Source organism: Acinetobacter sp. SM34, from assembly GCF_022012365.1.
Taxonomy (GTDB): domain Bacteria; phylum Pseudomonadota; class Gammaproteobacteria; order Pseudomonadales; family Moraxellaceae; genus Acinetobacter.
Genome location: NZ_JAKLTP010000008.1, coordinates 115,861 through 128,906, shown reverse-complemented (window position 1 = coordinate 128,906; position 13,046 = coordinate 115,861). Strand labels below are relative to the sequence as shown.

Annotated in this window: 5 protein-coding genes; all 5 read right to left on the bottom strand. The window is 44.7% G+C overall.

The features are described from left to right. Positions 1–10 precede the first annotated feature (10 nt). The 5 genes from pnp to LZZ98_RS08765 all read right to left on the bottom strand — a co-directional run bounded on the left by pnp (position 11) and on the right by LZZ98_RS08765 (position 12,877). Positions 11–2,098: a polyribonucleotide nucleotidyltransferase gene (gene pnp / locus LZZ98_RS08785; RefSeq protein WP_237787537.1), complete on the bottom strand. Its 2,088-nt coding sequence runs from the start codon at positions 2,096–2,098 to the stop codon at positions 11–13. A gap of 268 nt (positions 2,099–2,366) precedes the next feature. Further along, on the bottom strand, positions 2,367–2,636 hold the full coding sequence (gene rpsO / locus LZZ98_RS08780; RefSeq protein WP_005007057.1) for a 30S ribosomal protein S15: 270 nt from the start codon (positions 2,634–2,636) through the stop codon (positions 2,367–2,369). Between the two features lie 966 nt (positions 2,637–3,602). Further along, positions 3,603–5,378 (bottom strand): exodeoxyribonuclease V subunit alpha, encoded by a 1,776-nt coding sequence (recD, locus tag LZZ98_RS08775; RefSeq protein ID WP_237787517.1) that lies wholly within the window; start codon positions 5,376–5,378, stop codon positions 3,603–3,605. Between the two features lie 63 nt (positions 5,379–5,441). Then, on the bottom strand, positions 5,442–9,161 hold the full coding sequence (locus tag LZZ98_RS08770) for a UvrD-helicase domain-containing protein (RefSeq protein WP_237787516.1): 3,720 nt from the start codon (positions 9,159–9,161) through the stop codon (positions 5,442–5,444). 8 nt (positions 9,162–9,169) lie between these two features. Further along, on the bottom strand, positions 9,170–12,877 hold the full coding sequence (locus LZZ98_RS08765) for an exodeoxyribonuclease V subunit gamma (protein ID WP_237787515.1): 3,708 nt from the start codon (positions 12,875–12,877) through the stop codon (positions 9,170–9,172). Positions 12,878–13,046: the final 169 nt, after the last annotated feature.

Below are 13,046 nucleotides of genomic sequence, written 5' to 3'. Positions count from 1 at the left end.
ACTCAAACCATTAAGCTTGTTCGATGTCTTTCATAGTCAATTTGATACGACCACGGTTGTCGACATCAGCAACTTGAACCTTGATTTCTTGACCTTCTTTCAATACGTCTGCAACGTTCGCAATGCGTTCGTTAGAGATTTGAGAGATGTGAAGTAAACCATCAGTACCAGGAAGGATGTTTACGAACGCACCGAATTCAACGATACGAATGACTTTACCAGTGTAGATTGTACCTGGTTCGATTTCAGCAGTAAGCGCCTGGATTTTTGCAACAGCAGCCATCGCAGCAGCTTTAGTTTCACCAAATACGCGAACTGTACCGTTATCTTCGATATCGATAGCAGCTTTAGTTTCTTCAGTGATTGCACGAATAGTCGCGCCGCCTTTACCAATGACATCACGGATCTTATCAGGGTTGATGGTGATCACTTGGAATGTAGGAGCGTGCATAGAAATTTCAGGACGAGCGCGTGAAATTACTTGGTTCATTTCATTCAAGATGTGCATACGACCAGCATAAGCTTGGTTCAATGCAGACTCCATGATCTCTTCAGTAATACCTTCGATCTTGATGTCCATTTGAAGTGCAGTAATACCGTTTGCAGAACCTGCTACTTTAAAGTCCATGTCGCCAAGGTGATCTTCGTCACCCAAGATGTCAGAAAGAACTGCGAAACGCTCGCCTTCTTTCACAAGACCCATCGCGATACCCGCAACTGGTGCTTTAAGTGGAACACCTGCGTCCATAAGTGATAGAGAAGCACCACATACAGAAGCCATTGAAGATGAACCGTTAGATTCAGTGATGTCAGATACGATACGGATCACGTACGGGAAGCGGTCAGCTGCAGGAAGAACCGCTTGAACACCACGACGCGCTAGACGACCGTGACCGATTTCACGACGTTTAGGACCAGATTCACGACCAGTTTCACCTACAGAGTATGCAGGGAAGTTGTAGTGCAACATGAAGTTATCAGTTTTAGTACCTGCAAGGGTATCAACCATTAACGCATCACGTGTATTACCCAAAGTCGTTGTTACCAAGGCTTGAGTTTCACCACGTGTGAACAATGCAGAACCGTGAGCACGACCTAATACGCCAACTTGTACGTCGATTGCACGAACAGTTTTCGTGTCACGACCATCAATACGTGGTTTACCAGACAAGATGTTGTCACGTACTGTGCGGTATTTTAAGTCTTCGAATAATTCGTTTACTTCGTCAGCAATGCCAGTTTCGTCATTTTCAGGAACGAATTGAGCCAATGCTTCTTCTTGAAGTGCATCAAGCGCTGCATAACGTTCATGTTTAACAGCGATTGTGTATGCTTCAGAGATTTTAGCTTCAAAAGCTTCTTTCAATTTAGCACGAAGGTCTTCGTTTTTCTCAGGAGCAGTCCAAGTAGACTCAGTTGCACCAGCTGCTGCAGCAAATTCTTTAATTGCTTGGATCGCAATTTGCATTTCGTCATGACCGAAAAGCACAGCGCCGAGCATTTGGTCTTCTGAAAGTTCTTTCGCTTCAGATTCAACCATCAATACTGCTGATTCTGTACCCGCAACCACAAGGTCAAGATCACTTTCTTTTAACTGTTCATTGTTCGGGTTAAGAACGTATTCACCATTGATTAAACCAACGCGCGCACCACCGATTGGACCACGGAAAGGCGTGCCAGCGATAGCAAGCGCTGCTGAAGTACCAAGCATTGCAGCAATGTCAGCATCCATCGTTTTGTCAGAAGAAATAACAGTTGCTGTTACTTGAATTTCGTTGAAGTAACCTTCTGGGAACAATGGACGAATTGGACGGTCGATTAAGCGTGAAATTAAAGTTTCAGCTTCAGAAGCACGGCCTTCACGTTTACCGTAACCACCCGGGATACGACCTGCAGCATATTGTTTTTCTTGATAGTTAACAGTTAAGGGGAAGAAATCCTGACCTGCTTTTGCTTTTGGTTGCGCAACAACAGCAACAAGTACTGTTACGCCGCCCATAGTAATCACTACTGTGTTTGCCTGACGAGCAACACGACCTGTTTCTAGGACAACTTGATGTTGACCAAATTGAAATTCTTTACGAACAATATTAAACATTGACATGTATTTTTCTTTCCTAGTTCTTTTGAACAGTTATTCTAGTGGAGACCCCTAAGGTTTGGCATTCACATCAACTGCATAAATGACAAAGCTTAGAAGCCGACCTCACTAGACTATAAAAATGTATGAATACACTATTTTTAAACACAAAGAAGGAGCGAAACAATCGCCCCTTCCCCATTACCTAACCAAGGTCAGGTATACTTTAATTTTCAGTAATACAGCATTTAACATGCAATAGTCCGAAAAAATAAGTTTAATCGAATTAACGACGTAAACCTAAAGCAGCGATCAAAGCGCTGTAACGAGTAGCATCTTTACCTTTAAGGTAGTCAAGAAGCTTACGACGTTGGTTAACCATACGGATAAGACCGCGACGGCTATGGTGGTCGTGTTTATGTTCTTTAAAGTGACCTTGCAAATCATTGATTTGGGCAGTTAAAAGAGCTACTTGAACTTCAGGTGAACCAGTGTCGTTTTCAGCGCGAGCAAATTTAGCAACGATCTCTGCGCGATCTGCGTTTGTTAAAGCCATTCGATTTCTCCGAGATGCTTAAAAATTACATTTGATAGAAATCAATTGATTTCTCAATTGACTGCCGTGCATCACTACAGCAAGTGCGTTATTTTAAGGGAAAATTCAGGGGATTGCAAAAAGAGAAACCGCTTTTCATCTTTTAATATCAATTCATTGAAAAAGCTTCATTTTATCGTTTGAGCTTTGAATTTATTCATTGCCGGTTAAATCCTCCCCTGAAAAAGGCGCGGTGCAAATTGTTTTCCCAGATTTAAAAAGCACTTATTTTTATGTTCTATTCATCCATGTAAGATAAAAAAAAGCCCAAGCTGGGCTTGGGCTTTTTTTGCGCTGTAGTTTCTTCTATTTTAGTTATTATTCTTTTATTTATAGTCATAATTTACGCTGTTCGCGTTTATTATTATAAACATTCCGTGTGTGAAGTTTTACTTCCTTATGTGGTAGATTCTGCCACAAAGCATTATGTAAAAAAGTGGGCTTTCTCGTATCTCTTTGTAAGCATTTTCGTACATTAATTAATATTTCTTATGTTTCATGTAACCCATCAAATAACCACTATTTATTTAAAATTAATCACTTAAGGTTAAATAAAATATCTAACTTATACAAAAGCCGTCATATTCCTCCACATTTAATTTTTGCTTATATAACTGGGTCTGAATAGTGGCGGTTTCAGCCAATCATTTTTGTAATAAATCGTCCATTTTTGCATATAAAAAAGCCCTGTAGTCTCTCCCAAAACTACAAGGCTTAGCGGCTGTAAGTTTCCTCTTTATACTTACTTCACTGTAAGTTCGCTGTCTTTCGACATTATTATTATATTATGGCGATTTTGCTCAATTTTCCGTATCGAGCTTTTTATGTGCAGCCATCATCTCAAAAACATTCATAAAGCTCTATGCGGCAATTTCTCGAATCACTGTAAGTAATTTCGTACAAAAATGAAAAATTATTTATTTATTGTTAACAATTTAGCAAATTATTTATTTTATCTAACAGACCGCTCTTTCTTGTGGTTTTAATGGTTAAAGATTGTACTAAAGCCTCTTGATCGACCAAAAGGCTTACCACTTTTTTGGCCCGGGTAATGGCCGTATAAAGTAATTCTTTACTCAATAAATTTTTTGCAGCCTCATCTAAAACCACTGCGGTATGGGTAAATTCCGAACCTTGCGATTTATGAATGGTCAGCACAAATGCGGTTTCAATACTTTTCGGTAAACGGGTGGCAGGTACCCATTTTTCCAGACTGGGGAAATACACTTCAAACTGGGACTGCGCATCTCGACTGCGCTTAAAACAGATCCCGATATCCCCATTCGACAAGCCCAGCTGGTAATCGTTATAGGTCATCATCACCGGACGGCCGACATACCAGTCGCCCTGTTTGCTCATATGTAATGCCAAGGCTTCCAGCAGGCGCTGTTCCATTTGCATATTCAGCTGGCGCAAACCCAAGGCGCCATGTCGGATAGCCGCTAAAATACGGTAATCATCAAACACCTTGACCACCTGCATCACCCAAAGTTCAGGTTCATCTGCAGTTAAATAGCTTTTCAGCACCGCAATATAATTCTGATAGCCCAGCATCAATTTGTCGTAATATGCCGTGCGGTCGAATTGTGTGGACATGTGGGCAGGAAGATATTCCAGTTGAATTTGATCTTGCATTTCGGCCTTTAAGGCAATGGCTTTTATTTCAGCAGGTTGCACAATTTTCTGGGCAAACTGCGCTAATAGCGCTGCACTATTTTGCCCCGGCTGTTGCAGTTGAATAAATTCGGCCATCTGTCCAATCAGCGCCCCGGCTTTAAAACGGCGACTATTGACTAAATTGACCCGATTTTCAGCCAAAGCCGGCACCTGTTGTAAATCTGCCAACACCGAGCCAACATCGACCGCAGCGAGCTGATTGGCATCGCCCAGTAAAATCAGGCGAGCATGATCCGGCACCGCTGACAGCAGCATATTGGCCAGACTGAGATCCAGCATGGATGCTTCATCCACCACAATCACGTCATAAGGCAAAGGCTGCTTGGCATGAAAGCGCGGTTGAGAGTTACTCCCTAGACCCAATAAGCGGTGAATGGTAATCGGATTAAGTTGTTTTAATTCATCACTGACTAGGTCCTGAAGTTTTTCATCATTCAGCGAGTTTTGCAGCGCTTCTTTCATTCGCTGTGCTGCCTTACCGGTCGGTGCTGCCATCGCAATGCGGATATTTGACATCGCTTGATTCAGCACGGCAATAATACGTGCCAAGGTGTAGGTCTTCCCCGTACCCGGTCCACCGGTAATGATATTCAGGGCTTGTTTCGCCACCATGCTTAAGGCATTAATTTGGTGTTCATCGCTGAGTAAGTCTGGATAAGCAGAAAGATCCACCGCTTCTATGGATTGCTGTTTTAAACGTGCGACTTGCTGGGCCAACGACTGCTCCAGCGCCCAGTAACGATACAAATACAAATGCTGCTGATCGAAAACAAAGGGTGCGATCTGATCTTGTATATTGTTTTCAATATTTTCAGCCGAAATCACCAGATCATGCAGGGCTTGAATCTGTTGCGCTGTTGCCGAAATACAACTGTCCCCTTGTTGAATAGCTTCCAGAACCTGCCCGATAATGTGGCTGCTATTTTCGTCCTGCGCTGCATCACTAAAAGGCTGCTGGCAAATAAACTGACTCCAAGTGCTGATCCATGCAGCGCTTTGGTCATCTTTATATTGTTTATTTTCCACACAGTTATCCTCAAAGTTATCCACAACTCAATCTATTGTTTAAAAGCTATTAATTTCGCTACATCAGGCGATTTTGCTGCTTTTATCTTCACTAAAATAGCCCAAAATTGCATCAAGACGCAGAATAAATTCGGCATCCGGCTTCCAGTGATAAAAACCCTGTTCGGCTTGCCCGTCCATGCCACGCAAATACAGATAGCTCGCGCCACCCAAATGCTTTTCGATGTCATAATCCTGCATCTGCACGCTTAAATAACGGTGCAAGACTACCAAATATAAACCTGCCTGTAACCAGTAACTGGACTGGCTCATATTCTGCTGAATCGCCTCAGCGCTATAATGCTGTTGATCAGGCCCCAGAAAGTTACTTTTATAATCGGCAATATGGTAACGCTGGCCATCAAAATACACCAGATCGATGGAACCGGTTAAGTAACGGGCAGAATTGGCCTGATTAAAATCCAGCATGTCTATACCATGTTCTGCATAGAGCTGATGAATACGCTGAATCGCCAAGACATGATCCGACAGGGATAGATAAAAAGGAAACTCGGCTAAATGTTCCTGCTCCTGCAGTTGATTCAACTGAAAGTCGCGATGCAAAGGTGTAGTTAAAACCTCTGCCAGCCATTCTCCCATCCAGCTGATGAGCTGCTCTTCATCGACCTGCTGAAACTCTTGCTCATATTTACCACTCAGTTCTGTCCATAATCCGGGATAGTCATTTTTAAAACGGCGGCGAATTTCTAAAGGCCAATCCTGCGGATCATGGAAATCGATATGTTCAAAAATTTCATGCAGGAAGGTTCCCGCTACCGTACCCATCGGGAAATTACGCTTAATCCATGACACGGGCTGGCTCGCAACGGTGTCATGCGCTTCAAGTACATGAATTTCGTCAGCTGCACTAGACAGCTGTTCGGTATTGACGGCCAAGGCGTCCATGGCCTGTTTACGGCTTAAATGCTGGGCCAAGGCACTGAAACTGGTTTTGGAGCGTGGATAAAAGCGCTGACTCGGGAATTGTAGCGCCTGTAAAGGCAAAGGCTCCTGCTGCTTGGCTTGCAGCTTGATCGGTCTTTCATTGATTAAGGCTTCGTCGGCACTGGCAGGATGGGTAAAATCTGTTCCACGCCAGAAAGCCAGACCATGATTGGAATTGCCTTCCTGATCCTGCAACATGGCATAAACCCGATGGCTGGCCCGGGTCAGTGCCACGTACCAAAGCCGGTGTTGTTCAGCCACAGCACGGGCATTGTGCTGATCAATCGCATTTTGATCGAGCAGATTTTTGTCATTGACTGCTACCATACGCTGGACTTCGACTTTGCCGGTGACCGGATGAATATGTTCCACGGTAGAGAAGTTCAGGGTTTTGTTATTGTCACTAGGTTTTTTGTCAGCCCCAAGCAAAAAGACGATTTTAAATTCCAGCCCTTTAGACTGGTGGATGGTCATCAGCTGGACCCCTGCCTCATTCGACAGTTTGCGTTCCAGTTCCCACTCCCGCTCTGCCGGAGATTGCAGCTGTTTTAAATACCAGTGATAAAGCTTTTGCGCACCCTGATATTGTTCGCTGTGCTGACTCAGTAATTCGGTCAGATGGCGCAAATTGACCACACAACGTTCATTATCGCGGCTCTGGGTCGCCACCAGATTTTTCCAGACCTGAAACAGATTCAGGCAATACTGCCAAGCGGTTAAAAAGCCTTTTTCCAGCCACATTTCGCGAATGCAGTCGAAGTCATAAATAAACTGGCTTAAGCCATCCGCCTGAGCTTCCAGCTGAATCAGCTGTTGTAAATTAAAGCCCAATAAACGGCTCAGCAAAGCTCGTTTGATTTTGCCTTCATCATAAGGATGCATGATGGCGCTGAGCACAGCCCCGACATCTTTGGCCACCTGATGGTCGAACACGCTGCGCTTAGAAGGTCGATTGACCCGAATCCCCAAACGCTCCAGTTCATATTGGGCTTTATCCAGACCGTCATGGCTTTTCGATAAAATCGCAATATCATTTTCCTGCAGATATTTGGGCCCGGACTTTTCTGCTAGGTAAAGTTTTTCTTCAATGCCCTGATTAAGTAAGTCGCGAATTTTCCAGGCTACCTGAATTGGCTCGTGTTTTTTATCTTGTAGCATAATCCAGCGTAGCGGTTGATGATTTTCGCCATGCGCATCGATGAGTGCCGGATGAGGACGGGAACCAGCCTGAACCGGGCTGTAACTGACCTGTTCACCAAAATCCATCTGCCGCTGAAACAGGGCATCGACCGCCTCCACCAGCACTTTCACCGAACGGTGATTATGCCGCAGGCTGTATTCCCGGCCCTGTTTAGACAATACATCGGCACGGGCCTTATTATAGGTCAGCATGTCGCCGCCACGGAAACCATAAATGGCCTGTTTCGGGTCACCGACCATGATCATGCAGCCTTGCATATAACGTTTCTGGTCGCGCCAGATCCGGGCCAGCATGTTGTCCTGATCCTGATTGGTATCCTGAAATTCATCGACTAAAATGAGCGGATAATGGGTCTGGACAAATTTGGCAAAACGCAGCCCCTGTTCCCCCTGCAAGGCTTCAGACAAAGTCCGGATTTGCTGGGCAAAGGTGGTTTCACTTTTTTGCTGCAACACTTGCGGCAGGCGCTTTTTTACTTCTTGAGCTAAATAATATTTAATATAACTATCAAACTCATCCAACTGATTTTGAAATACTAATTCAGATTCAATGAATGCTTTTAATAAAGATAATACAGGATCATTATAAAACTGTGTTTTTACATCCTCAGGACAAGAGTTAAAAATACTATTTCTAAATTGACCTTTAGAATCTAAGAAAATAGCCCTGATATCAGAAACAGCTAGTACTAATGTTGTATCAAAATAATTCTGTATCCCCTTATTCTTTAATTCATTAATGAGCTTTGGTAAGCTTTTTTGAAAAATTCGAGTAAAACGCCCCTTAGGAAAAATTTTTTTATTTATTATTTTATAAAACTGTCCTTCTTCTAAATAATATTCTTTTAAATTTTCAATTTTAGAATCTTCGATCTTTGCAATTTTCTCTAATAAACTTTCAAAGCTTTCAATATCTAGAGTTGGCTTACTCATAGATTTAAACTGCGCCGAAGCAAAATTCAGGCTATTTTCCACCACCGGCACATAGGCATCCTGCGACTTCAGCTTTTGATTGAGCAGCAGATAATCCACCACATTTTGTGGCTGGGACTGAATCCATTCACGCAGCACATCATGAATCAGTTGATAGGTATAGCTTTTGGCATCATCAGTGATATCGGCACGTTCAATCTTGCCACTTTCAAAGGAAAACTCGCGCAGCAATTTCTGGCTGAAACTGTCCAGCGTACCGACAAACAGCTCATCCAGCTGATCGAGTACCAGCTTTAAGCGTTCACGGGCAAAATCTACCCGCGTGGCATAATCGCTTAAAACTTTCTGAAACAAAGGATCGGTTTCAGCCGCGATTTTGGCCTGAATTTCAGCTTCAGTCAGGGTTTGACAGTGTTCAAAATAACGTAAGGTTTCCACCAGACGTAGCCGAATCCGGTTTTTCAGTTCTGCTGCAGCCTTACGGGTAAAAGTGGTGGCAATCACCTGATTGGGCAAATACGGCCCAAGAAAAATCCGCACCATCAGACTGGATAAGGTGAAGGTTTTGCCTGTACCTGCGGAAGCTTCAATCCAGTGCAAACCCTTGAATTGCATATCGACAATCGGGTGAAAGGAAACGGCCGTTAATGTTTGAGGATGATTCATCTTATTGTTTATTCTTCAATCACTTGTTGATGCAAAAATACCGGTTGATAGAGCTGATAGGAAAATTGCGCACAGGCATCTTCCAGCAGTGCAGTGGCATCCTGTTCCTGTAAAATAAACTGCCAGTCCCGGTGCATTTTGGTCGCTTCATTATCCGCCACCGAAAAACCGCTGAACTTGCCATCTTCATGCCAGTCTTTATAGATCACGTCCATATCATCAATACACATCTGATTCTGTTCATTCGGCTGCCAGTCATGTTCTTTGTCTTTTTCAGCAATTTTCAGCAGCAAGGCTGCAGGTAAAACCAGCGGCTGGGTCTGTCCATATTTCCAGGCAGCCAGCCAGTGGTCCAGCCATTCGCGTGCCTTGTTGGAACTTACCCCATGACACAAGATGGTCCGGTCACTAAACACGACTATTCGCGCCAGTTTTTCACCACCCTCGCCCATGTTCAGATAAGCCAGCCAGAGCAAATACTCCAGCCAGACTTTGGCACGACGCTTGGCACGGGCACTGGAAGCATCCAGACTGACCCATTTTTCTGCGCCATGCTTGGGTAGACTGATGTTCATATAAACATGATCATTGACCTTCCAGACCTGCTGTGTAGTGGGCGTCACTTCGGTCGCATATTTCAGCAAACGGTCTTTCAGGCGCTGCTGCTCTACCAGGCTGATTTCCCAGCTACTGTGTTTTAGCTTGCCAATGGGTAGCTGATCCATCAGTAATTCGGGCTTACTTGGCCCTTCCTGCTTTTGCAGGAACTGGCGCACGGCATAGCGTCCCAAACCATCCAGCAACAAAGGCTCATCCACGGCAGGCAAATCTTCCGGACGCAGGTTTTCCACACCCAGGGTTTTTAAATATAAACGTGCCGGAAAGGTCACATCCTGAATCCACTGATGGCTGTCCAGCACCTGAATATCCTGTTGCAGCAGCTGATAAGGCGTATTTACCCAGGATGTCCGCTTGCCCGTGGCATGGCGAATCTGCCCGGCCACACAAAACCACTGATCCTGATAACGCACCGGTCGAGCCGATTCAAAGCCCAGCGGATCAAACGGCAATAAGGGATGCACATGATACAGCGACCGTAGTTGTTCAGGCACTTCCACGCCATTGATCTCTACAGTGGCATCGGCTTGATTGTCCGCTTGTTTACTCTGCACAATAAAAGCCAGATGTTGCACCAGTTCCTGCAACACGGTGGATGGATCACGCACTTCACCATCGTTAATGTCGAAACCATTATAAAACAGCCACAGGTTCTCCTGCGCCAGCAGCAGGTGATCTAAAAATGCGCCCTGATCATCCTCCAGACGGGAACGGTCGCCCAGCTGCGGCTTGAGCAAATCCATCAAGTCAAAAGGCAAATGCTGGGTCCGGTTCGGAAACTTACCGCTGTCCAGTCCCAACATCACAATCAGCTTGTACGGCACAGGGCGAATCTGCCCGATCTGGCTAAAGGTAATCTGTCCGGTCGGTTCGGCATGTTCCAGCTGAGCTTCCAGCGTATTGTTAATTTCGGCCAGCAAATAAGGCAAGGGTAAACTCAAGCTACGTAAGGCATGATGATCATGTTCATCGTAGAAGCTGGCCAGCGTCAACATACGCTCTTGCTTTTTAATAATTTTATAAACAGTTGCTAAAGATTCGACACCAACTTGCTCAAACTCGGCAATATCCTGCATCAGGTATTTTAGCCACTGCTCCACCGGCACAGTTTTGCCTTTCTCATGCGCAATCATCCAGTCACGGCGTACATCAAAATCCTGATAAATCTGGATCAGCTTGCCAATCAGCTCAAAATCACTCGGCAAGACCTGAGCAAAACTAAGCGTGTTATTAAACAGGGTATGTTCAGGAATGGCGATACCCAATGCCAGCCGGTCGAGTGCAAATTTAAAACTGAAACGATAATCTTCATCGCCTTCACACAGGCTACGCTTTAAATGCTGCGCATCCAGCCCCCTTTTAAAGCCGGCATCAATCAGCAATGCTGTGATACGTTCAATTGAGTTGACTTCTAAACCATAGAGCTGCTGGTTTGCACTTAGGCTGAGCCAGTCGGCAAAATCTTCAATGCTGAAACGTCCTTGAATCAATTCAATGCGTCCCAGTACTGCTCGCCAGGCATTTAGCGCATCCAGCTGGGTCACACCAGCAATCTGAATTGGTAAATAAACACTGTCTTTGGACAGTTGATGACTGCTGCCCGTTTTTTGCTGGATCAGATCGCGTTCACTCGGCGGTGGGGCAAATACGCTACGGATCAGCGGTTCCAGTTCGCTTAAACTTGGACTCAGCACCAGAATATCGCTCGGCCGGCGTGGTGCATCTTTGCTGCCTTGTGCCAACCAGTGAATCAGTTGCTCTTTTAAAACTTCCAGCTGGCGCAAACTGGAATGACAGACATGAATCTGAATCGACTCATCCTGTTCATCCAGCATATATTGATGCTTTTCCGGTTCGACCAGATAGAGAATGTCGGACTGGATTTTACCCAGTAAATTCTGTTGATATTCATCCACAAAGGCATCTGCCCAGACCCCATCTTCGCCTGAAGACAAGTTGGATAATAAAGAGAAATGATCCCGCGCCTGTTTACCGAAACGGGTCAGCAAAGGATGGCGTGACTCGCGCTGTTCCGCATTGAAATTTAAGGTAAATTCCTGAAAGAATTTTTCAATATCAGCATCACTGGCCTTGCTCTTGTTCTGCTGTTCATATTTGGCAATAAAGCGTTCTTTAACCCGCACGTCATAACGTGCTTTCCAGTTCGGATCGACACTGTCGGCCCAGTATTCTTGTGATGGGTTGTAATGCAGAATATAAATATCGATGTACTGGCCTAAACGACGGACAAACTCCAGCTGCATCGGCGGCAAATCCAGCAAGGTAAAAATGACCAGTTGTCGTGGCAATTTTTTTAATGCAGCTTTGCATGTTTCCGGATGGTCCAGTGTTTCCCAGAACATGGCATCAATACTTTGCATCTGTTCAAAGTCCTGATGAAACACTTCCTGCCACAACCAGCGCTGCCAGGCTTCCAGCTCACGGGCCTGATTTAGGGTAAATTCGGAAATCTCGCTATTGGTCTTAAAGAACATGTCCTCAATAGCCAGTTCCCTGTTCTGCCCCCAGGCTTGCAACCAGTTAGTCTGACAGTTACAGCTATGAGTCGGACAGTTTTTTTGGCAATGTCCACGGTATTCCATGTAATGTGTGAACAGGCGCGATACCTGTTCCGCAACCCAGTACAGCATGCCCTGTTTTTTCAGCTGTTTTTCAATGCCTTGTTCCAACCGGTCGGCACTGTCATAAATTCGCTGCACGATGGGATGGAGTGGATGATCCTGTGCCAGAGGATTTTGTTCAGCCTGAATAAAGGCTTTCAGTGTCTGAAACACCCGCCACTTAATAATAATACGGGGGATGTTGGCTTTACGAACCTGTTCTTTGTGTTCGGTCAGCACCCATTGATAGGCTGACCACTGCAAACCACGAATACGGTGATGAAACTGGGTATTGGCACTGATACCTTTTTGTTCGGCCAGCTTCTGGGTCAGCCAGGCTTCAACCGCATGCGACGGTACAATAAAATGTTGGCTTTGCAGAACCTGGAAAGGTGTTGTGGCAGGCTTATTCACGGTCGTCAGCATGGCGTGCACAAGCACGTCTATACGCTGACTTTGAATCACATGAATGGCCATTACTTACTTTCTCCAGTTTTTTTTGCAAAATGAAATGCCTACAAAAGCATAAAGATTATTTACTATACATCTGCATCTGTCTATGTCACTTTTAATTGGACATTGAATTTAAAAATGCTTTGAAATTCACACCTTAATGATGGTTGAATAGAACAAATAACACGAAATT